Source organism: Kribbella sp. NPDC051587 (genome assembly GCF_044453945.1).
Classification (GTDB): Bacteria; Actinomycetota; Actinomycetes; order Propionibacteriales; family Kribbellaceae; genus Kribbella.
In genome coordinates, this window is sequence record NZ_JBITDE010000002.1 from 57,845 (window position 1) to 82,191 (window position 24,347).

The window sequence follows — 24,347 nt, forward strand, 5'->3', positions numbered from 1 at the left end:
GGTCCGCTATCACGGCTGAACTAAACCGGTATAGCGGACCGATCATCGATCGACGGGAAACCCAGTGTCAAGGGGTCAACGCAGCGTGACCAGCTTCGTCGTACCGGCTGCTTCGACGCGGACCTGTACGTCGCTCCCATCCGGCACCAGCAAGGCGTTGTCGCGCGGCGTGCTCCAGGCTCCGCCGCCGGTCCGGTAGGAGAGCTTGCCGTCCTTGCGGGCGACCGCCCACCCCTGCCCGTCCGGCAGCTTCAGGTGCACCGGAAGACCCGACTGCCGGTCGACCGGACCGGAGACCAGCTGGGTCTTGCCCGCGGTGGATCGCAGGAAGGCATAGATCCGGGTCGGGTCGCGGTCGAGCTGCTGCTCACCCAGGTAGACGGCCGATCCGTTGGCGCTCACGCCGTACCCGGCCCAGCTGGAGTCAGCTGCACCGTAGAAGTTGTCGGTCGTCCGCATGGTGGCTTGGACCAACGTCTGGTGAGCCTTCTTCGCGAGCCCTTCGGCACCGTCCGTCATCGGCCAACTGGCTCCGTTCAGGTCCTCCCAGAGCCGGTGCGTGACGACGCGGTCGGTCGGTTCGCCACCGGCATTCGCGCCGGCGTTCGCGAGCCACTGATCGGTCAGGCCGGTGGGCGGCACGGTGTGGACCTCCACGGCGGGGAGCCGAACGTCGGCCGGCAGGTTGACCAGGCTGACGCCGTCCTTGAACCGGAGCGGGGTGTACTTCCGGCTGCTCGTGCCATCGTCGTAGTAGATCCGTTCCGGAGACCAACCCGTCTTCTTTCCGGTGTCCAGTACGACGAGGGTGCGGTTCGCGCCCTTGGTCGCGACCAGCCCCGTCGTCAGTTGGCCGCCGTCCGGGTAGACGTCGGCGACCACCGTCGGGTGGCCGTTCTTGTCGTCGACGACGAAGCCGGCCACCGTCTGGATGCCCTCGTAGTTGAGCTGGACGTTGGCGTGGTTGCGCAGATCGGAGTACTGCGCGATGACCGCCGCCCGCCCGCCGGGGGTGTCGCCGGCCCAGTAGACCCGTGGCTCGCCGACCAGATGGTCGTAGACCCCGCGCTGCTTGTTGTAGGTGGTGGCCTGAGCCTTCTTCCAGGCGGCGGCGACCTGCCGCAGGTAGGCCTTGTCGTCGGCGAGGTTGCCGCGGGTATCACCGCCCATCAGGAACTGGTATTGGTCGGTCGTGATCCGCGACGCGGCGGGGACGTCCGGTACCTGATCGAAGAAGGCCCGTCCGGTGATGGCTGTTGCGCCGAGGGCGGCGACCGCCACGCTGCTGACGGCCAGCTGGGTCAGCCGTCGACGCCGAAGACGGCGGGCGCCACCGGCCCGGACCCGGCCGAGGAGCTCGGGGGTCGCCTCGATGTCGCGGACATCGGCGCTCAGTCGGTCCTTGAGGTCGGCCTCGGTCATCGGAGTCCCTCCAGCAGAGCGGGTTCGGTGGTCAGGCGGAGCCGGTCGAGGCCGCGGGAGGCCTGACTCTTCACGGTGCCGACCGAGCACCCCAGCGCCTCTGCGGTCTGGGTCTCGGTCAGGTCCTCGTAGTAGCGCAGGACGATCACCGCGCGCTGTCGCGGTGGCAGCTCCTGCAAGGCGGCCAGCAGTTGCTGCCGGACCGCGAGGGCGTCGGTGCCGTCCGGAGCGCTCTGATCGTGGTGGTCCGCCAGGGCTACTTCAGGCTTCCGGCCCTTGCTGCGCCACCGGTTCGCGGACAGGTTGGCCAGCGTCTTGCGGGCGTACGCCTCGGGTGAGCCGGTCCTGATCCGCCGCCAGTGCACGTACATCCGCTCGTACATCTCCTGCACCAGGTCCTCGGCCGCGGGCCGGTCGCCTGTGAGCAGTACGGCGGTCCGCAGCAGCCTGGTCGCGCTGCCGCGGACGAAATCGTCGAAGTCTTGGCCCCGAACCACCCGTCGTCCCTCCCGTGAACTGGTCTGTACCGAGAATGACACCGGCACGGTCCGGAAGGTTGAGACAGAATGTGCGGAAGCCGGAGGAGGGACTGCCATGCGAGTCATCGGGTTGATGTCCGGGACGTCGTACGACGCGATCGACGCGGCGGCGGCCGACCTCCGCCTGGACGGGGACCGGTTGGTGCTGACCCCGCTCGGACTGCTGAGTCAGCCGTACCCGGACGAGGTGCGGCGCGAGCTGGCCGGATTGTTGCCGCCAGCAAGTACTTCGGTGGCGCAGGTGTGCCGGCTGGACACGGGGATCGGGCAGGCGTTCGCGGCGGTCGCGCGGCAGGCGGTCGAGCAGCTGTGTGGTGGGTACGCCGATCTGATCGTGTCGCACGGACAGACCGTCTATCACTGGGTCGACGAGAGGCAGGTCCGCGGGACGCTGCAGCTCGGGCAGCCGGCGTGGATCGCGGAAGCGACCGGTACGACGGTTGTGTCGGACCTGCGGGCGCGTGATGTCGCGGCGGGTGGTCAAGGTGCCCCGCTGGTGAGCATCGTCGACGTGTTGTGGCTGCGCGGGCGGACCGGCGTACCGATTGCACTGAATCTTGGCGGGATCGCGAACATCACCGTGGTGGACGGGGAACCGGTGGCGTTCGACACCGGACCGGCCAATGCGTTGATCGACGCGGTGGTCTCGGAGCTGACCGTCGGGCGGCTGAGTTTTGACGCCGACGGGGTGATGGCCGGGCGTGGACAGGTGCACGAGGAGTTGCTGGCGCGGCTGCTCGCGGAGCCGTACTACGCGCTGCCGGCACCGAAGAGCACGGGTAAGGAGCTGTTCAACCTCGCTTACCTGGCCCGGATGATGGAGGGGCTGCCCGAGATCCCAGCCGACGACCTGGTCGCCACGGTGACCGCGCTGACGGCCCGCACGGTTGCGGACGCCGTACGGCGGCATGGTGGGACCGAGGTGATCGCATCCGGTGGCGGGATCCGGAACCCGGCCCTGATGCAGCGGATCACCTCCGAGCTGGACGGCGTACCGGTGGTGAACACGGACGAGCTGGGGTTGCCGTCGGCGGCCAAGGAGGCGCTGGCGTTCGCCGTACTGGGGTTCTTGACCGTGCACGGGCTGGGCGGGACGGTGCCGAGCTGCACCGGCGCCGCGCACTCGAGTGTGCTCGGATCGATCACTCCGGGCCTCGGCGGTGTGCCGCAGATCTCGGCCGATGTCCGCCCTCCGGCGAGCCTTCTGATCGAGTCAGCGCCACACTAGTTCCGTGACGAGGTTGTTCGTGGTGACAGGAGCGCCCGGGGCCGGCAAGTCGACGGTCGTGCCGGAGCTGGTGCGATTGAATCCGGGGAATCTCGTCGTGATGGACATGGACGAGCTGCTGGACGACAACGGGCGGCTGCTCGGGATCAGCATCGCGAGTCCGACCGCGGCACCCATCTGGCCGGCGTACAACGCGGTCTGGCTGCGCATCACCGAGCTGATCCGCCGCTCCGGCATCCCCGTCCTGCTGCTGACGCCCGGTCTGCCCAGCGAACTGCCGGAAGGCCGCTGGCTGCACCTCGACTGCCCCGACGCGATCCGCCGCAAACGGCTGGCCGCCCGCGGCTGGCTCCAGGATCAGATCGACGACGCCCTCGCCGACGCCGCCGAACTCCGCAAGTACGTCCCCCGCTCGGTCCGCGGAGACGTCTCGCCCGAGCGCGTCGCCCGCAGCATCCTGGACTGGATCCGCGGCGAACGCTTCGGCAAGACCCTCAACCTCTGGACCCGCTTCCGCGGCTGACGGTGGACACCCTGGGACCTGGATGACAACATGTTGTCCATGCAGATCCCGCCGCGCGCCGACTGGCCGAAGCCGGCCAAGGAGAGCGAAGGCGGCGCACTGCTGACCGACGTCATCCTCGCCACCTTCCGCCTCAACGCCCGCCTCCTCGACGCCGCCCAGGAACTCGCCGCCCACGGCGGCCTCACCGCCGCTTGGTGGCAGGTCCTCGGCGGCGTCCTCGACGAACCCCGCTCAGTCGCCGACGTAGGCCGCCTGATGGGCGTCAGCCGCCAAGGCGTCCAACGCATCGCCGACCTCCTGGTCGACCGCGGCCTCGCCGAGTACCGCGACAACCCCGCCCACCGCCGCGCCAAGCTCCTGGCCTGCACCGAAGCCGGCTACTGGGCCATCCGCCAGATCTCCATCGCCCAACACCCCTGGGCCGCCACCCTCAGCGCCGATCTGGACCCCGCCGCCCTCCGAACCACCCTCACCACCCTCCAATCCCTCACCACCAAACTGGAACAGCCCTGATCGCACTGGCTTCGTAAGACATACCGTCTTACAGTGGGGTTATGGCAGACACGATCACCATCCGCACGGATGCGGAGACCGAGCACGCCTTGGACGTGCTGACACAGGGCGGAAATTCACGGTCGGCAGCTATTCGGCAGGCGGTTCTCGAGGCCGGGTTGCGAAAGGAGCGCGCTGCGGCCATGCGGCGAGCGGTGCTCCGGATGCCACTTGGTGAGCCGGACGGCGTTGACGTCGGTGCCGAACTCGCTCGTGATCGGGAGGGCGAACGCTGATGATCTACCTCGATTCGGCGGCCATCGTGAAGCTGGCTCATGCCGAATCCGAGTCACAGGCACTGCGGGACTGGCTCGATGAGCGGGCCGAGACCGGCTGGGTGAGCTCGGTCCTGGCCGAGGTCGAGTCGTCGCGGGCCTTGGCCCGGCATGCGCCGGAATCCGTGACGCGCCTGCACCTGGTGCTCGACCTGATCGAGCTGGTGGAGCTGGATGCGGGCGTCCGCGTCTTGGCGCAGACGGTACGGCCTGCAGCGGTGCGGAGCTTGGATGCGATCCACCTGGCGACCGCGCTCCGCGTGCCGCAGTTGAGTTCGTTCGTCACCTACGACAAGCGGCTGGCGGACGCCGCCCGGGCTGCCGGACTCGCGGTGGACATGCCGGCCTGACCTTCTGATCACCAGGCTGGGGTGAGGTCGATCCTTTGGGATTGGCCGTGGGTTTGGTGGGTGGTGAAGGTCAGGCGGGTGCCGGTGAGGGTTCGGGTGACTTGTACGGCGGGGTTGGGGGTGGCGGGGCGGAGGTATTGGGCCCAGAGGTTGAGGGTGATGGTGGCTCGGGTGGTGGTGGGGTCGGAGACGGCGACGGTCAGGGCGGTGGGGGTGCGTTGGAGGAGGACTGAGGCGGGGCCGTCGATGGTGAGGCCGGGCAGCTGATGTAGGCCTGGGGTGAAGGTGTTGGCGGCGGTGAGGCGGAGGCCGTTGTGGTGAATCGCTTGCAGGCGTGGGGTGTTGGCCAGTACGGCGAGGCGTCCGTGGCTGTAGGCGCGGAGTGCGGGCTCGGTCGCGTGGGGGACGAGGGCGTAGGCGAGTGAGCGGGTGGAGCCGGCCGGCTGGGCGGCGGTGAGGGCGAAGACCTGCTTGGTGACAGGGGTGTCCGGGTTGGCGGTACGGATCACGCGGCGACTGCGGGTGACCTGCTGCACGCCTGCCGTGAGATCGGCGGGCGTCAGGAAGTAGTAGCCGACGGCAACATTATTCGCGGCCGCGTAGCGCAGCCAGCGAGGCCTGCCGGAACCGGTCCAAGGCCGGCCCTCCGCAGTGATGGTGACCGCCTCGCCAGGGTCCGCGATGCGGGTGTCGAGGGTGGTGGTGACCGCGCGGTCGCTGTCGCGGATACCGGCGGCGAGGACCACGATCTCGTCGTCGAGCAGGAACCAGGACTTGGTCGCGGACGCGTTCCGGTAGGTGACGAAGTTGTCCGGCAGCTCATCGCGGGACGCGTAGGCGAAGTCGTCGGACTGCACCCAGCCGGCCGCGCCGTACGCGTCGAGGGTGGCACCGCCGGAGTACTTGTTGGTGCCGGTCGGGAAGTAGACGTAGGTGTTCTGCGCCTCCGACGACGCCGTGAACTCCGGCGGGTTGTCGTAGTACGCGGTCCCGTAGAGCTCCGGAATCGTCTTGCGGGTCTCGACCGGAGCGGTCACTCCCGCAAGCCCGTACGGCGACACGGTGGTGAAGTAGTCGACGCCGTACGAGCGGGTTTGGTCTTGACCGCTCAGGTATAGGTAGTGCGCGCCGTCGCCCTGGAACCACGGCATCAGGTTCTCGCCGCTCATGTACTCGTACTTGCTGATGCGATCCGAGTTCCGCGCCAGCGCGAAGGCGAACCCGGGCCGGCGGTGCACCGTCCGGTCCATCGCGTTGAACGCGACGCTGCTGGCCGCCGGGTTGAGGTCGGCCGGCACGATCGCCGGATCGGCGCGCAGGTCCGCGAACCGGGCGATGCTCACCGGTGAGACGAAACTGTTCGGGTTGATTGTCGGTCGCGCGGTGAACTTGGCGAACGCCTTCAACCGCGCCGCGTCCGCCGTGGTCGCGTAGTCCGCCAGGTCGACGACCGCCTCCACGACGACGGCCACATCGTCGTACCCGGTGGTGGTCCGGGAGACCGCGCGGCCCTTGACGATCTCCATCATCCAGCCCTCGAAGATCAGCGGCGCGAAGCCATGCTCGACCCAGCCTTGGACGACGCCGACCAGCTGATCGGTCTGTGCGTACGACGTGTTGTCGAGGATCTTGATCGTCTGGACGACCCGGCTGAGCAGGGCTTTGCCGTAGGAACCGGTGTAGGCCACGGATGCGTGCTGGATGAACGAGCCGTCGGCGTAGTACCCGTCGGTGACGCCGTGCTGCAGGTGGTACGGATCGACGGTCGCGAAGACGGTGAACTGATCCTGTAGCGCTTTCCGGATCCGCGCGTCGTCGCCGAGCAAAGCGCCTTGCAGGACACGGTTCGCGGTGATGTCGACGAGGTTGGCCCCGGTGTGGAAGCGCGAGTCGAGACCGACGTCGCCGTTCTTCCCGTTGCGCAGGTAGGCGTCCATCGAGGCGACGTACGGCGTGACGAGGGTGGCAGGGGCATCGATCAGGGCGAGCGTCTTGGAGACGAACGTCGAGATCCCGATCTCCCACGTGAACCAGTTGCCGTAGTACCCGGCCGACTGATCGCCGTACCAGCCGTCGTACAGGCGCTGGAGTCCGTCGGCGACTTTGGCGCGAATCTGCGCGTTGCCCTGCAGGTCGGAGGCCGGGCCGGGTCGGCGGTAGGCGAGCGCGATCTCATAGAGATGCTGGTACGACGCGCTCAGGTTCGGATCGCTGGTCCCGAGCGGGAGGCCGGCGAACAGCTCGTTGGCGCCGGCGCGGTCCAGCGCGGCGAGCCAGGTCCGCGCGGTCGCGTCGATGGCGGCGACCTTGGCGGCGACCTCGGTGCGCGCGTTGGAGGTCGCCGTACCGGCGTAGATCGCGATCGCGTTGGCCAGCAGCAGACCCGGCTCGTCCGCGGTGACGGCTCCTGCGCTCACCGGTCGTACGGCGGTGAGCAGCGCGGTGGCGGGGACAAGCGACAGCAAGCGGCGGCGGGTGATATCCACAAGAACTCCCAGGGCGATGGGAAAAACCTCACCCTGGGAGTCAATCAGCCGGAACTATCTTTCGGCAAGCGGTTACCGCCGCTGACTTCGGAGCGTCAGGAGCCGCCGGCTCCGACGAGTTGGCCGTCCATCGAGAGGATGCGGATCGGCCCGCCGGTGGTCTTGGAAGGGACGACCAGGGCTATCTGGTGGAGGTAGTCCTGGTGCAGGGTCTGGGTGTACTTGACCATGCTGCTGAACGCCGTCGCTTCGCCGCTCGTCCAGTAGGCGTTGGAGCCTGGCTCGACGCGCTGGAGGTACTGCTCGGTCAGCGCGAGGAAGACAAGGCCTTCGCCGTCGGCGGTGATGAAGGTGACCGGGTTGCCGACCGGCTTGAAGGTGTCGCTGACGGCTGCGATGTAGGACTCGGCGGCGTCGGTGACCTTCGACTTGGCGCGCTGCTCGAGCAGTTTCGCCATGCCGGGTGAGGGGGTGAACACCTTGGCCTGGGCGGACTTCGGGCCGCCGCTCAGGTACGCCGCCAGGGTCGGTGCGACCGCGGCCGGGTGGGTAGCGAGGTTGGCCACGTCAGCGCGGCTGGGAGTCCGCACGCCTTCCATGGACGGAAGGGCGATGGACTGGCCCGGGTAGACCGAGTGGGTAAGCAGCCAGGGGGCACCTGCGCTCTCGCGCTCCCAGACGCCGAGCTGGCGGGTATCTGCGGCGCCCGAGACGCCGGAGGTGACGACGAAGCGCATCGGGTACGCCGCGAACTCGGGCGCACCGACGACCGGGTCGGTGAAGGTGAACGGCTTGTCCGTGGCCTTGCCGGTCGCGTCGAGCTTGCGACCGATCTGATAGCCGGCGAGGGTCTGGGCGAGCGTGGGCTGGGACTCGACGGTGGCGGCGAGCTTGTCGTCGCGGGCCGCGTTGGCCTTGTTGTTGACCTCGTTGTACTTGGTCACCACGGCCTTGGCGTCGAGGACGGTGACCGCGGGCCGGCGGTCGGGGACCGTCAGGTTGTTCTTCGGCGGCATCAGTCCGCAGCTAGTTGCTGTCAGCAACAAAGCGCCGCTGGCGAGGAGGGCCGCCGTCCGCTTGACCGCCTCGTCGCTCTTCGAGAACTCCGGCGACTCATCCAGCGGGAGCGTCTCCGCGGGCGGAGTGGACCCGGTCGGGCGGGTCGGCTGGGCGGCGCCCTCCGCGTCCCAGGCCGGCGTGGGCGTCGTGGGCGGAGCCGCGGGTGCGGTGGCGGTCGGCAGCGTCGCGCGGGACTTCGCCCGGGCAACCGCCGCGGGCGACATCAGCATCGGCGCCGACCGCAACGGCTGCACACCCGGAGTCGCTCGCCCAGGAGTCTGTCGAGCCGGAACCGCCTGCCGAACCGGAGCCGCGACCGGAGTAACTGGCGCGACCGGAGCCGGGGTAGCCGGAGCAACCGGGTCCAGAGCCTGAGTCGGCGCATTCGGGCCGGCGAGGACCGCGGCCTGGTGCGGAGCCGCCGACACGGCAGGCGTCGACGCCGGCTGCGCAATCACCGCGAGCGTCTCCGTCGCCTCATCCGCCGTGACGTGCTCAACCCGCCGTACGTCGGGCGCCCGGTACGCCGGAACGTCGTCAAGCATCGCGGGCACCCGGCCGACCGGCGCAAACGGGCTGTCGCTCTGGACCGGCGCCGCACCGACCTCGTCCGCCTCTTCCGCAGCGGAGGCAGCTGACGGCCGACGGAATGCCAGGGCGATCCCCAGTGTGAGAGCCACGATCCCGGCGCCGAGCACGAGCAGGCTGATCCCGAACGACCGGTGCAGCTCGATCCCGAAGCTCACCTTCGCGTCGACCGCCGGCGTGCCGTCGGCGTTCATCACGACGACCGAGTAGCGGCCGTCCTGCATCGGCCATGCGATCGACTGGTCGCCGGTGCCCCCGGACTTCGCCACCCACCAGTCCAGCTCGCCCGGCGGCGTCAGCTTGTTCTCGAAGCCGTTCATGGTCTGGGTGCTGATCGTGGACGGAACGTCGTACCGGATCACGCGGGTGTGGGCGGCGCCGGCCAGATAGTCGGCGACGTCGAGGTCCTGCGCGATCCCGACGAACAGCGGCTTCGACCCGGTGACGCTGACGCGCAGGGTCGGGCCGTGCCGGTCGAGCAGGTCCGGTGCGGTGACCACGGCCAGGCCGTCGCTGGTCAGCGACCGGCCGCCGGTGGAGATGGTGTTGTCCGGACCTACCAGCCAGAACGCGGCGGCGGCACCGGCGATGCCGGCGACCAGGCCGATCAGGGTCAGCAGCAGGCCCAAAGCAGTGCGGGCGAAACGCATCAAGAGCTCCCGTTGGTACGACGAGCCCGGCCCGCGGACGGGGGACCGGACAGCGGGCTCGGCCGTGGGCCCCGTCGGGATCCCCGTTACTTCACCCGTTGACGTACCTAACTGATCGACCACGGATCTGTTACGATCCCGTCAATTAGCGAATCGCTGTTCACAAATTCCGGAGGCCGGAGATGGCCCGTCCGCGGCTGGTGAGTGACGACGCGATCCTGGACGCGACGCGCCGGGTGCTGGCCGAGACCGGGCCGGCGCAGCTGACGCTGGCGGCGGTCGGTGAGCGCGCCGGGCTCGCAGCGCCGACGTTGATGCAGCGGTTCGGGTCCAAACGCGGCCTGCTGCTCGCCGCGGCCACCCGGTCCGCGCAGCAGGTGCTGCCCGCGGCCGACGAGGCTGCGTCCCGACACGCGTCGCCGCTAGCCGCGGTCCGTACCTTTCTTCTGGCCGCCGCCGCGCACCAGCTCGTGGACCTGGGCAACGATCCGGAGGTACGACGCCAGGCCGAGTCCCGGTCGGATGCCGTGCTGGCCGCGTGTGAGCGGTTCTACCGCGCGGCCCTAACGAGCGGCGAGCTGCGCCCGGCGACCGACGTACAGGCTCTTGCCCGGCAGACGCTGGTCAGTTGGACCGGCGCGCTCGCGGTCACCGGCCTCGGACCGCCGCGCGCCCTGATCGCCGAGCAACTCAGTGCAGTGCTCGCGCCTCATCGTTGATCAGGGCAACTATCAACCGTTTGATCGAGCCGCCAGTGCTTGCCCGGCCCGGCGGGCGACGACGAGTGCACTGATCACATCGGTGACGAAGAACAGATGCGCGATCACGTTGACGGCGCAGAAGGCCGGCGTGATGGCTCGCCGTCGCATCAGCAGCGCCAGGCAGGTGATCCCGTAGACCGAGGTCGGCAGCAGCATCAGGTAGCCGCAGATGATCCCGGGCGCGAGGCTCAGGGAGGCGATGGTCGCGGTGAACCACAGGTCGTTCTTGGACTCCACGAAGTAGAGCGAGACGGCCGACAGCACTCCGGTGATGACCAGTGTGAGGACGAGGTTCTGGACGAACAGCGGGATCATCGTCAGCTTGACCGCGCGGTTCGAGCGCCGGAGCGCGTCGAGGTCGCCGGCGAGGAAGTACCGCACCGCGATCCGGAAGGCGACCAGTGGCACGACCGGAACGACGACGAGGACGATGAACGCCACGGCCGGGACGATGGAGAGCTGGAAGTCCAGCCCGGTTCCGGTGAACGTCCGCCAATCGAGGTAGTACGCCGCGACGAGGAACAGCCAGATCGTCGAGAGGGCCGAGAACACGAGCAGCACGCCGGTCAGCAGGTGCTTGCTCACCACCCTCGGCGGACGCGCCGTACCGAGCCGGTTCCGGGCCACCTCGATCACGACCATCGCGCCGACGATGTCCGTGACGAAGAGGAACTGCAGAATCAGGTGCAGGCCGTAAAAGACCCGACCGATCCGATCCTCCTTGCGCATCAGCGTCAGACAACCCACCGTGTACGCCGATGTCGGCAGCAGCACGAGGTAGGTCAGAACGACGAACAGCAGCGCGGTCAGGAAGCCCCGCAAACCGAAGTGGTCCTTATCGGCTGAGCCAATGTGCAGCACGACCCGGCTCAACGCGACGAAGTTCAGCACGAAGAACGGAATGGCGGCGATCTTCACCAGATTCGCCGAAGCCTGCAGCGCGTCCAGGTCCCGGCCTCGCCGCAGGCGGATCGCATCCGCGACCACCAGCCCCGCCACGACGAAATACACCACCAGCCACCCGATCAGGACAGCGGTCATCGCAGGCAGTTCGTAGCTCAGCCCGACCAGCAGCAGGGCACCGACGCCCAACCACGCTCCGAGGGCTTTCGCAGCCGTACTCGTCATGGATCCGTGCCTCGACATGTGCTGACAAAAGGTCGGGCGACCGGTCACCCGAAGGACGCCCGAGCGTACAACCGCCCGGGGGCCACCACCGGGCACGATCTCGTGGAGCGGGTGACGAGAATCGAACTCGCACTGTCAGCTTGGGAAGCTGATGTTCTGCCATTGAACTACACCCGCGCGCATCGCCTGTTCGGACGAGCGGAGAAAGCATAACCGATGGGTGGGGGCAGCGGCATGGCGGGTCCGGCGCGCCGGGTCGAGGGGTTGTTGCGCGGTCAGCGGAATGTGGGTGAGTTGATGCCGGACGCATCGAAAAGGGGTCCGCGGACGGTTGGCGCGGGGGAATGCTGGGCAGTTTTCCACAAAGGGCAGGTCCAAGGACTGGGCAGGCCCGGCATCTTCTGGCAGATTAGAACGCGTTGCCGGGGGCAACATTCGACGCAACGTGAGGATGCGGTCCTTGCCGGGACCGGACAAGATGGTTGCGGGGCAACTGGATGAAGGGGTGAACGGTGGCAACAGACACGAGTGACGCGCTGGAGAACCTGGAGAAGGAGCTCGTCACGTTGGCACGGCGGCTGCGCGGTCTGCAGCGGACGCTGTCCGACGAGGCGCATCCTGACCTGGAGCCGGCGCAGTACGCGTTGCTCAACCATGTCGAGGAGCTGGCGCCGGTGCGGATGGCCGACCTGGTGGCAGCGCTCGAGGTGGACAAGGGACCGGTCAGCCGGGCCTGCGCGCGACTCGAGGAGGAGGGCCTGCTGAAGCGGGCCGCCGACAAGACCGACGCGCGAGCGACCCTGCTGACGCTGACCGCGGCCGGCAAGCGCAAGCTCGCCGCGGCCCGGAAGAAGCGGCACAAGGTGATCGAGGACCTGCTCAAGGACTGGTCGCCGGCGCAGGTGAAGACCTTCGCCACCCAGGTGTCGAAGTTCAACAAGCTGTCCGACTAGTTCGTTGCCTCAGGCATAGGAGTTGGGTCTCGCCGGGGAGCTGAGGGCTCCGGACGGTCCACCACCGACTTCCTGAGGTGGCGGTTGAACTGGGCGTAGAGCAGCACGCTTGCTACCGTGCAGTCGTGCTGCTCTCCGACCGCGACATCCTTGCCGAGCTCGACGCCAAGCGCGTCCAGCTGGAACCCTTCGACGCGGCGATGGTGCAGCCGTCGAGTGTCGACGTACGGCTGGACCGGTTCTTCCGGGTCTTCGAGAACCACCGGTACCCGCACATCGACCCGGCCGAGGAGCAGCCCGACCTGACCCGTGAGGTCGAGCCGGAGGGTGACGAGCCGTTCATCCTGCACCCGGGCGAGTTCGTGCTCGGATCGACGTACGAGATGGTGACGCTGCCCGACGACGTCGCCGCCCGGCTGGAGGGCAAGTCCTCGCTGGGGCGGCTCGGCCTGCTCACGCACTCCACGGCCGGCTTCATCGACCCCGGCTTCTCCGGGCACGTGACGCTGGAGCTGTCGAACGTCGCGACGCTGCCGATCAAGCTCTGGCCCGGGATGAAGATCGGCCAGCTCTGCTTCTTCCGGCTCTCCTCGCCGGCCGAGCACCCGTACGGCTCGGCCAAGTACGGCTCCCGGTACCAGGGCCAGCGCGGCCCGACGCCGTCACGCTCCTACCAGAAGTTCCACCGCACCGACATCTGATCTCAGGTACGGCGAAGTGCTCAATCGTGAAAGGCCCCCGACGGACGCGAATCCGTCGGGGGCCTTCGTGATGGATCAGGCGATCGGCTTCAGTGCGATCAGGATGCTCATCCGCTCGAAGTCGTTGCCACTACTGCCCTGCAGGTACGCCCCGCCGTACTGCGTGACCGCGGTCGGCGACGGGACGCCGAGCCGCGGGTCGTAGAGCGACATGTCGGAGGCGAACGCACTGGACGGGTCGTTGGTGCCAGGACCCGCCGATGAGCTCTCCGAAGGCGTGCTCGACGGGTTGTCCGAGGACGTCGTCCCGTCGGAGGGAGTGGCGGACGGCATGCTGCCGGACGGACGAGGGATGTCCTGGCCGTCGCTGATGTTCAGCATCACTGGCTGGTCGCCGGCGTACCCGTAGACGACCCCGTGGAAGGCGGCGGTCACCGACGGGACGACCCGGCTGGCCGAGGCTTTGGTGTATCCCCAGGCCTTGTTGCCGGTGTTGTCGTCGAACCCGATGATCTCCTCGGTGCCCTCGTTCTGTCCGGTGTTGCAGACGACGCCGGCCGCCTGGTCGCCGCGGCAGAGGAAGATGTACCGGTCCTTGGTGCCGAGCAGTGACTTGGTCTGTACGACGGCCTCGGTCGCGATGTCCACCGAGTACACGGAGTTGTTGTAGACCGAGGCGTAGCTCTTCTCGCCCACGTACGTCGAGGCGGTCAGGTAGACGTGTTTCGTGCCGCTGCCGGCCACCTTCAGGTTCTCCTCCTTGGTGGGAACCTTCTTGGTGACCTTGGCGGTCGGGCCGTCGGCGAACACGATCGAGTGCTCCGGCTTGGCGGAGGTGGTGTCGCCGGGGGTGCCGGCCAGCTTGCCGTTCAGGACCGCGCCACCGATGAAGTTGGGGATCAGGCCGGCCTTCTGCGTCTTCGGATCGGCGAAGAGCGTGAAGTAGTCGCCGACCTTCTTGGCCGCGCCCTCGCCGGTGGCGTTGAAGGCGAGCGCCAGTTGACCGGTGGCCTGATCGAACGCCTGGCTGACGACCCTCTCGGTGCCGCCACCCGGTCCGAGCTGCTGGCTGAGGTCCACGGTCACCTCGCCGACCTTCGTGCCGTCGGCGGCGTCGAGCCACTGGATCAGGATCTGGCCGTGCACCTTCTGGGTGCCGCCGCCTTTGTTGTTCTGCACGTAGGCGATCGCGACCACGTCCTTGCCGTCCACCTGGACCGGCATCGGCGTGCTGTGATCGGTGGTGACGATGGTGTCCGGGTTCTCCGAGGACGGAACCGACCACGGATCGTGCTGTGCGGCGATGTTGCGCCCGGTGAGGCCGCTGTTCGCCGAGACCAGCGAGGTCTGACCGACCATTCCGGCCTTCAGCGTGTACTGGTTCTCCTTGTCGTTGCGGGGAACTCCGAAGGCTGAGGCCGGGGTGAAGCCCTTGGGCGGGTCGAAGGATGCGACCGGCGGGGGCGCGGGAGTGGCTGGGGTGTCAGCACTCTTGGACGCGTCGCTGCCCTTGCTGTCGTCCTTGCCGCCGCAGCCGGCCAGCAGGATCAGCAGGGCGGCGCCGGTGGCGACGGCCTTGGCTGTCGGACGCTGCATTCTTGCTCTCTCCCCAAGTTCAAGCGAAATGATCGCTTGAAACCTAGCAGCGTCCCCGGGGTCTGATCGTGGTTATCCACAGGCGTTGCACGAAGCTGCAACGCAACCGTCAGCGGACGACCGAGAGGCCGGTACCGCGGTGTTCGGGGCGGGCGTGCCGGGCCTGCGAGGCACCGGCGGTGATCGGCTCGAGCCTGTCGGCCAGCCGGCGCAGCGCGGTGGCCAGGCCGTGCCGGGGACCGCTGTCGGTCTCGTCGTTCTCGTGCAGCAGGGCGCGGTTCTCGGCGGCGCGAACCTGCTCGGCGACGCGATAGCGGGCAACCTCTTGGTGTTCGGTGATCATGTCCGTACTCCCCTTGATGAGTCCCCGTGCTGAATGGTTTTTGGCAGTGCTTCGCCCAGGTCCCGCCGGACCGATGCCGGCGGAACCTCTGGAAGGGCGGTGGGTCAGACCTTGACGACGGTGATGTCGCCGGTGACGGTGCGGGCCCGCAGAGTCAGCGAGCGCTCGCCCGCCTCGGGCTTCTCGCCGGGCTCCAGCTCACAGCGGATCTGCCCGGTGACCGTCTTCAGGTCCAGGTACGTCGGGATGCCGTCGGGTACTCCGACGCGGACATCGCCGTTGGCCGTCTCGGCCTGAACGCTCGGTCCGTCTGCCACCTCGACGGTGACGTCACCGGAGCCGGAGGTGGCGACCGAGTGGTCCTGGATCCGCTCGATGGTGATGTCGCCCGAGCCGACCTTGACGCTGGCCGGTCCGGCCGCGTCACCGATCCGGACGTCACCTGAGCCGGTGCTCACCCCGATCGCCGCGGCGGTGCCGATGTCGATCGATCCCGAGCCGGTGCCACCCTTCGTCACGCCGGCCACGGAGACCACGCGGACGTCGCCGCTGCCGGTGCTGACCGCGAGGTCGCCCTGCACAGCGTCCAGTTGGATGTCGCCGGAGCCGGTGGACAGCCGGGCGGTGCCGAGCGGGACGTGCGCGGTGATGTCGCCGGAGCCGGTCTTGGCCCGCAGGTCCAGCACGGCCGGGGTGGAGATCCGGACGTGGATCTCGGGGCCGCGGCGGGTGCTGTAACGGCCGCCCTTGCGCAGCTCGACGACCAGCTCACCGTTCTCGACCGTGTAGATGACGTCCTCTTCGGTGCCGTCCTCGACCTCGAGGTCGACGATCGTCTGGTCGCCGTCGGCGGGGACGACCAGGACCTGGCCGGAGCCGATCTCGATCCGTGCCCGGGTCAGCTCGAGCTCGCTGTCCTCGGCGATCAACTGACTCGTGAAGCCGCTCATTGTGCCCATCCCTGGAATCGGTTGTTCGGTCCGCGGCCACCCCGGCGGCGGTCTTTCTCCTCGCGGCGGCGCTCGGCCTCCGCGCGGCGCTCGTCGCGCCGGGCGTCCCGCTCGCGGCGGCCGCGGTCGTTGCCGAAGACACCGCCCTCACCGAACGGGCCGTCGGGGCCGAACACACCGTCCGGGCCGAAGACGCCGTCAGGTCCGAGCGGGCCGTCGGGACCGAGCGGTCCGTCCGGGCCGAACATCCCACCGCGCGGCGGGCGCGGCGGCCGCGGGGGCCGGGGAGCGCCGCGACCACGGTCGCCCAGCGACATCATCACCGTGCGCATCAGCCACGCGTTCGAGGAGATGCCCTCGGCGGTCGCGGCCTCGTCGACCTTGTTCTTCACCGACATCGGCAGCCGCAGCGTGATCCGCGCGGTCGGCTCGTCGGCGTCCGGGGTCAGGTCGGTGACCGCGGTGTCGTTGTCGTCCAGTTCGTCGTCCGTGTCGTCGGGACCGGTCAGCTGGCTGGGAGCCGGCGTGACCACGAACTCGGGGCGGCCACCGGCCATCCGGAGCTCGACCGAACCGGGGGACAGCTCACGGCTGATCTCCCCAGCGGCGTCGGACAGGGCTGAGATGAGGGCCAGGCGGCCCGCGTCATCCAGCGTGGCTCCGAGGCGCTGGGCCACGGAGCGAGTCTGGTCGTCGGCCAGGGCGGTCGCGTTCTCCACGCTCCGTCGCACCGACTCGAGGTAGTGATCAAGTTCCATGACGCCAACTATGACGTCATCATGACGTCACTGTCAACCCTGTCTGATGTCATGACGGCGTCAGGGGCAGAATGGGGGGACGTCAACCAAGGAGGCAGCGTGTCCAGAGGAGTACTCGTGACCGGCGCATCGCGTGGGGTCGGAGCCGCCACCGCGATGGCCTTCGCGCAGGGTGGTGACCGGGTCGTCCTGCATTGCCGCGGCGCGGTAGAGCGAGCAGAAGAGGTACGCGCTGGATTGCCTGGCGATGGGCATGCGGTGGTGGCTGCCGATATCGGCGATCCGGCCGCAATCCCTTCCCTGATTGAGGAATCGGCGCGGCTGCTCGGGCGCATCGACGTACTGGTGAACAACGCTGCGCTGTTCGTCGACGAGCCCGTGGCCGGGTCGCGGCGAATCGGTCACCCGCTGGCAGAGACGTCGTACGACGAATGGGTCGCAGCCTGGCGGCGGACCCTCGCAGTCAACTTGGAGGGCGCCGCGCACGTGACCTGGTGCGTGGCTCGGCAGATGCTCGATATCGAGCCTGCCGAGGGGGTGCGGCGGGGTGCGATCGTCAACGTGGGATCGCGTGGCGCCTACCGCGGCGAACCCGACGTACCGGCGTACGGGGCTTCGAAGGCAGGATTGCACTCGCTTGGGCAGTCACTCGCCGTCTCGCTGGCGCCGCATGACATCACCGTGACGTCAATCGCGCCCGGCTTCATCGCCACCGACATGACCGCAGACCTGCTGGCCGGCCCGGCCGGTGCCCCCATCCGAGCCCAGAGCCCCTTCAACCGAACCGCGACGGCCGAGGAAGTCGCCGAAGCCATTCACTGGCTCGCCTCATCCCCGGCCGGCTGGTCCTCCGGCGCCGTCCTCGACTTCAACGGCGCCTCACACCTGCGCTGACTACTTGATGATCTTGTTCGCGGGCGGGGCGGTGATGCTGACGGGCTTGTTGTAGTCGGACATGGTCATCACCATGGAGACGCCGCTCAGGTCGAAGGAGACCTTGCGGACCAGGTGGGACTTGTCCATCCACATCGAGTAGTTGATGGTCGCCGGCACGCCCTTGGGGACCTTCTTGCCCTGCGCCTTGAGGGCCTTGGCGGTGTTCACCGTGACGGCGTAGCGCTCGAGCTTCTCGCCGGCGACGGTCTCCTCGCCGACGAACTTCAGGTTGACCATGCTCTTGTCGAACGACTTGTAGATCTTGGTCGGGTCACCGCTGTCCATGAGCTCGGCCAGGTTGCCGGCGTCCTGCGGCAGGATCTTGGCGAACTTGCCGGCCGGGGTCAGTCCGGGCAGCGACAGGTACGGGGTCTTGTCGACGAGGATGATCTTGGCGGCCTTGCCCTGGAAGGCGGCGCCGGTCATCGTCATCGACATGGCCGTCGGGTTGGCGGTCTGGTAGCCGTCCATGGTGAGCAGGGTGGAGCCGCCGCCGGTCATCTTACCGACGATGTGCCACGACTTCTGCTTGGTCAGGGCCGAGTTCATCGCCGGCACGAACGTGACGCGGTTCAGGCGGACCGCGGCGGGCGGCGCGGTGCTGACGGCCTTCTGCGGCTCGGCGGTGGTGGGCACCGAGACTGGTGCGGGCGGCGCGGCGGCAGGCTTGTCGGTGCCTCCGCAGGCGGCCAGGCCGAGGGCCAGGGGTACGACGGCGGCCGTGGCGACGGCGGCGCGGAACTTCATGATGGTGCTTCCCTCCCAGGTGATACAGGACCCTGGATCTTATGGTCTGGACCACCTGAGAAGGAAGGTAATTGCACCTTGTTGCAATGCGGGCCGGGCTACTTAGCCACGTTTCACTGAGGCGAGCAGGAGCTGGGCGACGTCCTGGACCTCGACCTCTTCGCGGGCGGAACCGTCGGCCTGCTTGGCGGTGAGGCCGTCGGACAGCATCACGCGGCAGAACGGGCAGCCGGTGGCGATCTTGTCGGCGCCGGTCTCGACGGCTTCGGTGGTGCGGTTGACGTTGATCCGGGTGCCGATCTTCTCTTCCATCCACATCCGGGCACCACCGGCGCCGCAGCAGAACGACTTCGTCTTGTTCCGCGGCATCTCGGCGTACTCGGCGCCGGGGATGATGTCGAGCAGTTCGCGCGGGGCGTCGTACACCTGGTTGTGGCGGCCGAGGTAGCACGGGTCGTGGTACGTGATCTTCTGGCCGTTCAGCGTGCTGTCGGCCGGCGCGACCGGGGTCAGCTTGCCCTCGCGGACGAGCCGGTTCAGCAGTTGCGTGTGGTGGATGACGTCGAGCTCGACCCCGAGCTGCGAGTACTCGTTCTTCAAGGTGTTGAAGCAGTGCGCGCAGGTGGAGACGACCTTCTTCGCGCCGGTCTCCTTGAAGACCTCCGCGTTCTGCATCGCCAGCTGCTGGAAGACGAACTCGTTGCCGGACCGCCGTGCCGGGTCACCGGTGCAGGTCTCACCATCACCCAGTACGGCGAAGCTGACGCCGGCGATGTTGAGCAGCTCGGCCACGGCCTGCGTGGTCTTCTTCGCGCGGTCCTCGTAGGCACCCGCGCAACCGACCCAGAACAGGTACTCGACCTCGGCCAGCGTCTCGACATCGGTGCCGACCTGCTTGACCTCGAACGGCAGGTCCTTGGCCCAGTCCATCCGGCCGGACGGGCTCATGTTCCACGGGTTGCCCTTGTTCTCCAGGCCCTTGAACAGCCCGTTGAGCTCGGACGGGAACGACGACTCGATCAGCACCTGGTAGCGGCGCATGTCCATGATCGCGTCCACGTGCTCGATGTCGACCGGACACTGCTGCACGCACGCGCCGCACGACGTACAGGCCCACAACGCCTCTTCGTCGATGACTGCGACGTCGGCCGGACCGACCAGCGGCTTCTCCTGCTCGTCGAGCACCAGCTGGGACAGCGACTTGCGGTCGTCCTCAGCAGCCAGCAGGTACGGCGCTTTGGCGTAAGCGTGCTCGCGCAGTCCCATCATGATGAGCTTCGGCGACAACGGCTTGTCCGTGTTCCAGGCCGGGCACTGCGACTGGCAGCGACCGCACTCGGTGCAGGTGGTGAAGTCGAGCAGGCCCTTCCAGGTGAAGTCCTCGACCTTGCCGACGCCGAGTGCCGCGTCCTCGTCGAGCTCCTCGATGTTCTCGAAGTCGATCGCCTGACCCTTGACCATGATCGGCTGCAGCGCTCCCAGCGCCGTACCGCCGTCGGCCTTGCGCTTGAACCAGATGTTCGGCCACGCCGTGAACCGGTGCCAGGCCACACCCATTGTCGCGTTCAGCGAGATGGTGATCATCCACGCGAACGAGATCAGAATCTTGACCATCGCCACCAGGTAGACAGTGTTCTTCAGCGCGTGCTCGGACAGCCCGCCGAACAGCGCGTCGCCGACGAAGAACGTGCTGGGGAAGTGGAACTTGGTCCCGCCGCCGAGCGAGTACTCCAGGCCACGCAGCAGCAGGATGCAGATCAGTACGCCGAGGATCGTGTACTCGACGTAGTACGCCTGCCAGGCCGTGGACCCGAAGAACCGGCTGTACCGGCCCTTCTCACCGCGCGGCAGTGCGCGCAGCCTGATCGCCATCAGCCCGATGATCGACACCAGCCCGGTCCAGGTGAGGAACTCGCTCACCCACTCGAAGACGAACCAGTGCCCGATCAGCGGCAGCGCGAAGTGCGCGTCGAACAGCTGCCCGAACGCGGTCACCAGGCTCAGGAACAGCCCGAGGAACCCGAAGGCGACGAACCAGTGCAGGATGCCGATGTGGCTCCACTGCAACATTCGGGTGTGGCCCAGGGTCTCCTTGGCCAGGGTCAGGCTGCGCTGACCCGGCTGGTCGGTACGACCGGGAGCGGGCTGACCCAGTTTGATGACGGACACCATGTGCCCGATCGTCTTGCCGAACAACGCGACGCCGACGGCCGCGATCGCGAGCGAGACGATGATGGCGAGGATCTGCATACCAGCGATGTTATTGGTTGGTTACTGATGAGTCATGTCGATGCGGTCATGATCACGCCCGCGTGTTTCGTCTCACGTCGCTCATTCGGCCAGCCGCTCGAGCCGGGAGGAGACGATCGCCAGCCGCGGATCGGCCGCCGGGAGCCCGGTCGCCAGCGTCTCGAAGACCTCGAGGTCCTCGGCGCCGCCCGAGGTCAGCGCGAACCGCCACAGCAGTTCGGGGTCGGCGGAGGAGAGTGCTGCCCGACGCAGTGTGGCGTCGAGCTCGTCACGCTCGGCGCGGACCGCGGGTGCGTCGGATCTGGCCAGTAGCGGACCGGCGTACAGGTCGAGGGCTGCGCGAACGTCGCCGCGTCGGAGAGCAGCCTGTACGTCGGTGATGTCGCCGGTGACGTCGGCGATGATCCGGTAGGGCTTGGTGTCGAGGACGCCGCCACCGAGCGCGCTCCGCAGCCGATGCATTTCCGCACGGACGGTCGTCGGGTTGCCCTCGTCGCCGTAGAGCTGGAGCATCAACTGCTCGGCGGTCAGCCCGGCGGGATGCAAGAGCAGCAGCGTCAGTACCTCGGCCCGTCGCAAGGTCAGGTTGATCTCGCGGCCGCCGACGACGGCGAGTGGCTGGCCGGCGCCGAGCAGCTTCAACCGCAAAGACGGTCGGGTACGGCGGATCGGCGTACCGGGGATGCGGAGGAGGTAGCCCTCGTCGAGCTGCTCGATCAGGCCTTCGCGGCCGTCGCCGAGCTCGATCCGGTCGGTGTCGGTCGGCACGATCAGTCGATCCGGAAGCCATTCGAGCGGCTGAACTGCCAACACGCGGCCGCTCGGCGTGAGCAATGCGCCGGGGGAGTCACCGAGCTTGACGAGGTGCTGCATGTTGCGGGCGCGCAGCATCTCGTCGGCCGCCGCCATCCGGACCCGCAGTTGCCCTTCGGCGAGCTGGGCCGCCGCTGTCACCAACGCGACCATCGCGGGATGAACAGTGCGGAGCGGTCCGGAGACGTCGACCGCACCGATCAGCTTGCCGGTGTCCGGGTCGTGCACGGGTGCTGCTGCGCAGGTCCACTCGTGGATGCGGCGGACCAGGTGTTCGGCCGAGTGGATCTGCACCGGCTGTCCGGTGGCGAGCGCCGTCCCCATGCCATTGGTGCCGATCTGGTCCTCGGACCACACTGCCCCTTCGGACAAGGCGATCCGATCGGCCTGACGCCGTACGGCGGCTGCTCCCTCGCGCCACAGGATCATCCCCTGGGCGTCGGTGATGATCATGATGTGCGACGCCTCGTCGGCGATCGTCGTCAGTGTCTGCCGCAGCACCGGCAGCACGGCCCGCAAGGGATGGTTGGTCCGGAGCGCCTCCAAAAGATCGTGGTCGACGACCACTGGCGGGGCATCCAGCTCCGGGTCGACCGCGGCGGCGAGCGATCGCTGCCACGACGCGGCGACAAGTGGGCGCGGTGCTCCGGGCACCCGGTTGCCACCGAGCACCTCGTCGTACAGCGCACTCAACCGGCGCGCCTCGTCCGCCGCGTCCATCGCCTCACCTCGTCGGTGCAACGTCGATGCAACGTCGCGCTCCGTAGATTCCGGTCCACGTCAGGTATCCCAAGGAGGACCTATGACGATCTTCGCAGCTCCTGGGCAGGATGGAAGCCCGGTCACCTACAAATCCCGCTACGACCACTTCATCGGTGGTGAGTGGGTACCGCCCGCCAAGGGCGGATACTTCGAGAACCCGACCCCGGTCACCGGGGCGAACTTCACCGAGATCGCCCGCGGTACGTCGGACGACGTCGAGCTGGCCCTCGACGCCGCCCACGGGGCCGCACCGGCCTGGGGCCGCACCTCACCGGCCGAACGGGCCAACATCCTGAACAAGATCGCGGACCGGATGGAGGCGAACCTCGAACTGCTCGCGGTCGCCGAGGCCTGGGACAACGGCAAGGCGGTGCGCGAGACGCTGGCCGCCGACATCCCGCTCGCGATCGATCACTTCCGCTACTTCGCCGGTGCGTTGCGGGCCCAGGAGGGCTCGGTCTCGGTCATCGACGACGACACGATCGCCTACCACTTCCACGAGCCGCTCGGCGTGGTCGCGCAGATCATCCCGTGGAACTTCCCGATCCTGATGGCGGTCTGGAAGCTGGCACCCGCGCTCGCGGCCGGCAACGCGATCGTGCTGAAGCCGGCCGAGCAGACCCCGGCCTCGATCCACGTCTGGCTCGAGCTGGTCGCGGACCTGCTGCCGCCCGGGGTGCTCAACGTGGTCAACGGATTCGGCGTCGAGGCCGGCAAACCGCTTGCCTCTAGCAACAGAATCGCCAAGGTCGCGTTCACTGGTGAGACCACGACCGGCCGGCTGATCATGCAGTACGCCTCGGACAACATCATCCCGGTGACGCTGGAGCTCGGCGGCAAGAGCCCGAACATCTTCTTCGACGACGTGGCCGCGTCCAACGACGCGTTCTACGACAAGGCGCTCGAGGGCTTCACGATGTTCGCGCTGAACCAGGGCGAGGTCTGCACCTGCCCGTCGCGGGCACTGATCCAGTCGTCGATCTACGACCGGTTCCTCGGTGACGCGACCGCGCGGACGCAGGCGATCAAGACCGGCAACCCGCTGGACACCGACACGATGATCGGCGCCCAGGCCAGCAACGACCAGTACGAGAAGATCCTCGCCTACATCGACATCGGCAAGGCCGAGGGCGCGAAGGTGGTCACCGGTGGCGAGAAGTCCGACCTCGGTGGCGACCTGAGCGGCGGCTACTACATCCAGCCGACGATCTTCGAGGGCGACAACAAGATGCGGATCTTCCAGGAGGAGATCTTCGGCCCGGTCGTCTCGGTCACCCGCTTCGACGACTACGCCGACGCGATGAAGATCGCGAACGACACCCTGTACGGCCTCGGGGCCGGCGTCTGGTCGCGCGACATCAACACGGCGTACCGGGCGGGTCGCGAGATCCAGGCCGGCCGCGTCTGGACGAACTGCTACCACGCCTACCCGGCGCACGCGGCGTTCGGCGGCTACAAGAACTCCGGCATCGGCCGCGAGAACCACAAGATGATGCTCGACCACTACCAGCAGACCAAGAACCTGCTGGTCAGCTACAGCCCCGACAAGCTCGGGTTCTTCTGACCGTGAGCTCTGTACAGAAAGTCCTCTTGAGTGGGTCGGCGGCGGAGCTGCTCCGCCGGCTCACCGAGATGCATGGCCCGCTGATGTTCCATCAGTCGGGCGGGTGCTGCGACGGCAGTTCCCCGATGTGTTTCCCGGACGGCGAGTTCCGGACCGGTCCGGCCGACGTGCACCTCGGCGACCTCATGGTCGAGGGGCTCGAGACGCCGATCGGGTTCTGGATGTCGGCCGATCAGTACGAGTACTGGAAGCACACCCAGCTCACCGTCGATGTCGTGAAGGGGCGCGGCAGCGGTTTCTCGGTCGAGGCACCCGAGGGTGTCCGCTTCCTGATCCGCTCGCGCCTCTTCACCGACAAAGAGTCCGAGGCCCTGGGACTCCTCTAAGCGGGTGCCGACCGTCCGGTGGCG

Annotated in this window: 23 protein-coding genes and 1 tRNA gene; 11 read left to right on the forward strand and 13 right to left on the reverse strand. The window is 68.1% G+C overall.

The window, feature by feature from the left end; all coding sequences use genetic code 11:
- Positions 1-75: 75 nt before the first annotated feature.
- Both ACIA49_RS06415 and ACIA49_RS06420 read right to left on the reverse strand, forming a co-directional pair.
- Positions 76-1,422, reverse strand: a complete 1,347-nt coding sequence (locus tag ACIA49_RS06415) for a hypothetical protein (RefSeq protein WP_396376088.1) — start codon at positions 1,420-1,422, stop codon at positions 76-78.
- Positions 1,419-1,919, reverse strand: coding sequence for a SigE family RNA polymerase sigma factor (locus ACIA49_RS06420; protein WP_396376089.1), 501 nt, complete (start codon positions 1,917-1,919; stop codon positions 1,419-1,421). The genes ACIA49_RS06415 and ACIA49_RS06420 overlap by 4 nt, the downstream gene beginning before the upstream one ends.
- A 97-nt stretch (positions 1,920-2,016) precedes the next feature.
- On the opposite strand from ACIA49_RS06420, the gene ACIA49_RS06425 reads away from it, so the two are divergent.
- Genes ACIA49_RS06425 through ACIA49_RS06445 form a run of 5 tightly spaced genes read left to right on the forward strand, consistent with a single transcriptional unit; the run spans position 2,017 to position 4,892 of the window.
- Positions 2,017-3,189, forward strand: a complete 1,173-nt coding sequence (locus tag ACIA49_RS06425; protein WP_396376090.1) for an anhydro-N-acetylmuramic acid kinase — start codon at positions 2,017-2,019, stop codon at positions 3,187-3,189.
- Between the two features lie 4 nt (positions 3,190-3,193).
- Positions 3,194-3,712 carry an AAA family ATPase gene (locus ACIA49_RS06430; protein WP_391543849.1) on the forward strand — a complete coding sequence of 173 codons (519 nt, stop codon included), beginning with the start codon at positions 3,194-3,196 and terminating at the stop codon, positions 3,710-3,712.
- Between the two features lie 39 nt (positions 3,713-3,751).
- Positions 3,752-4,228, forward strand: coding sequence for a MarR family winged helix-turn-helix transcriptional regulator (locus tag ACIA49_RS06435; protein ID WP_396376091.1), 477 nt, complete (start codon positions 3,752-3,754; stop codon positions 4,226-4,228).
- A gap of 41 nt (positions 4,229-4,269) precedes the next feature.
- Positions 4,270-4,503 (forward strand): hypothetical protein, encoded by a 234-nt coding sequence (locus ACIA49_RS06440; RefSeq protein ID WP_396376092.1) that lies wholly within the window; start codon positions 4,270-4,272, stop codon positions 4,501-4,503.
- Positions 4,503-4,892 (forward strand): type II toxin-antitoxin system VapC family toxin, encoded by a 390-nt coding sequence (locus tag ACIA49_RS06445; protein ID WP_396376093.1) that lies wholly within the window; start codon positions 4,503-4,505, stop codon positions 4,890-4,892. Before ACIA49_RS06440 ends, ACIA49_RS06445 begins: the two co-directional genes overlap by 1 nt.
- Before the next feature lie 8 nt (positions 4,893-4,900).
- Here the strand turns inward: ACIA49_RS06445 and ACIA49_RS06450 are convergent, their stop codons facing one another.
- Both ACIA49_RS06450 and ACIA49_RS06455 read right to left on the reverse strand, forming a co-directional pair.
- The gene (locus tag ACIA49_RS06450; RefSeq protein ID WP_396376094.1) at positions 4,901-7,378 is read right to left on the reverse strand and encodes a polysaccharide lyase family 8 super-sandwich domain-containing protein; all 2,478 of its coding nucleotides are present in this window, start codon (positions 7,376-7,378) and stop codon (positions 4,901-4,903) included.
- Between the two features lie 95 nt (positions 7,379-7,473).
- Positions 7,474-9,675, reverse strand: coding sequence for a hypothetical protein (locus tag ACIA49_RS06455; RefSeq protein WP_396376095.1), 2,202 nt, complete (start codon positions 9,673-9,675; stop codon positions 7,474-7,476).
- A gap of 182 nt (positions 9,676-9,857) precedes the next feature.
- On the opposite strand from ACIA49_RS06455, the gene ACIA49_RS06460 reads away from it, so the two are divergent.
- A complete protein-coding gene (locus tag ACIA49_RS06460) occupies positions 9,858-10,394 on the forward strand; it encodes a TetR/AcrR family transcriptional regulator (protein WP_396376096.1) in 537 nt (178 codons plus the stop codon).
- A 12-nt stretch (positions 10,395-10,406) separates the two neighbouring features.
- Here the strand turns inward: ACIA49_RS06460 and ACIA49_RS06465 are convergent, their stop codons facing one another.
- Positions 10,407-11,564: a hypothetical protein gene (locus tag ACIA49_RS06465; protein ID WP_396376097.1), complete on the reverse strand. Its 1,158-nt coding sequence runs from the start codon at positions 11,562-11,564 to the stop codon at positions 10,407-10,409.
- A 103-nt stretch (positions 11,565-11,667) separates the two neighbouring features.
- Positions 11,668-11,741 (reverse strand) — tRNA-Gly (locus tag ACIA49_RS06470).
- A 335-nt stretch (positions 11,742-12,076) separates the two neighbouring features.
- Here ACIA49_RS06470 and ACIA49_RS06475 point away from each other — a divergent pair.
- Both ACIA49_RS06475 and dcd read left to right on the forward strand, forming a co-directional pair.
- Positions 12,077-12,517 carry a MarR family transcriptional regulator gene (locus tag ACIA49_RS06475; protein WP_355459913.1) on the forward strand — a complete coding sequence of 147 codons (441 nt, stop codon included), beginning with the start codon at positions 12,077-12,079 and terminating at the stop codon, positions 12,515-12,517.
- Between the two features lie 125 nt (positions 12,518-12,642).
- Entirely contained in the window at positions 12,643-13,218 is a 576-nt protein-coding gene (gene dcd / locus ACIA49_RS06480) for a dCTP deaminase (RefSeq protein ID WP_396376098.1), read from the forward strand.
- A 75-nt stretch (positions 13,219-13,293) separates the two neighbouring features.
- On the opposite strand, the gene ACIA49_RS06485 is transcribed toward dcd, so the two are convergent.
- The 4 genes from ACIA49_RS06485 to ACIA49_RS06500 all read right to left on the reverse strand — a co-directional run bounded on the left by ACIA49_RS06485 (position 13,294) and on the right by ACIA49_RS06500 (position 16,865).
- A complete protein-coding gene (locus ACIA49_RS06485; RefSeq protein ID WP_396376099.1) occupies positions 13,294-14,814 on the reverse strand; it encodes a hypothetical protein in 1,521 nt (506 codons plus the stop codon).
- A 109-nt stretch (positions 14,815-14,923) separates the two neighbouring features.
- Positions 14,924-15,157, reverse strand: coding sequence for a hypothetical protein (locus ACIA49_RS06490; protein WP_396376100.1), 234 nt, complete (start codon positions 15,155-15,157; stop codon positions 14,924-14,926).
- 104 nt (positions 15,158-15,261) lie between these two features.
- Positions 15,262-16,107, reverse strand: coding sequence for a DUF4097 family beta strand repeat-containing protein (locus ACIA49_RS06495; RefSeq protein WP_396376101.1), 846 nt, complete (start codon positions 16,105-16,107; stop codon positions 15,262-15,264).
- The gene (locus tag ACIA49_RS06500) at positions 16,104-16,865 is read right to left on the reverse strand and encodes a hypothetical protein (RefSeq protein WP_396376102.1); all 762 of its coding nucleotides are present in this window, start codon (positions 16,863-16,865) and stop codon (positions 16,104-16,106) included. The genes ACIA49_RS06495 and ACIA49_RS06500 overlap by 4 nt, the downstream gene beginning before the upstream one ends.
- 99 nt (positions 16,866-16,964) lie before the next feature.
- Between ACIA49_RS06500 and ACIA49_RS06505 the strand changes: the two genes are divergently transcribed.
- On the forward strand, positions 16,965-17,759 hold the full coding sequence (locus ACIA49_RS06505) for an SDR family NAD(P)-dependent oxidoreductase (RefSeq protein ID WP_396376103.1): 795 nt from the start codon (positions 16,965-16,967) through the stop codon (positions 17,757-17,759).
- Here ACIA49_RS06505 and ACIA49_RS06510 read toward each other — a convergent pair whose 3' ends face one another.
- The 3 genes from ACIA49_RS06510 to ACIA49_RS06520 all read right to left on the reverse strand — a co-directional run bounded on the left by ACIA49_RS06510 (position 17,760) and on the right by ACIA49_RS06520 (position 22,331).
- Positions 17,760-18,548, reverse strand: a complete 789-nt coding sequence (locus ACIA49_RS06510; RefSeq protein ID WP_396376104.1) for an LppX_LprAFG lipoprotein — start codon at positions 18,546-18,548, stop codon at positions 17,760-17,762. It lies immediately after the preceding gene.
- A gap of 102 nt (positions 18,549-18,650) precedes the next feature.
- Positions 18,651-20,798: a (Fe-S)-binding protein gene (locus ACIA49_RS06515; protein ID WP_396376105.1), complete on the reverse strand. Its 2,148-nt coding sequence runs from the start codon at positions 20,796-20,798 to the stop codon at positions 18,651-18,653.
- Between the two features lie 81 nt (positions 20,799-20,879).
- Complete coding sequence (locus ACIA49_RS06520; RefSeq protein WP_396376106.1) at positions 20,880-22,331, reverse strand: GAF domain-containing protein; 1,452 nt, start codon at positions 22,329-22,331, stop codon at positions 20,880-20,882.
- Positions 22,332-22,413: 82 nt separating this feature from the next.
- On the opposite strand from ACIA49_RS06520, the gene adh reads away from it, so the two are divergent.
- Both adh and ACIA49_RS06530 read left to right on the forward strand, forming a co-directional pair.
- Positions 22,414-23,937: an aldehyde dehydrogenase gene (gene adh / locus ACIA49_RS06525; RefSeq protein WP_396376107.1), complete on the forward strand. Its 1,524-nt coding sequence runs from the start codon at positions 22,414-22,416 to the stop codon at positions 23,935-23,937.
- Positions 23,938-23,939: 2 nt separating this feature from the next.
- A complete protein-coding gene (locus ACIA49_RS06530; protein ID WP_396376108.1) occupies positions 23,940-24,323 on the forward strand; it encodes a DUF779 domain-containing protein in 384 nt (127 codons plus the stop codon).
- The last annotated feature ends 24 nt before the right edge of the window (positions 24,324-24,347 follow it).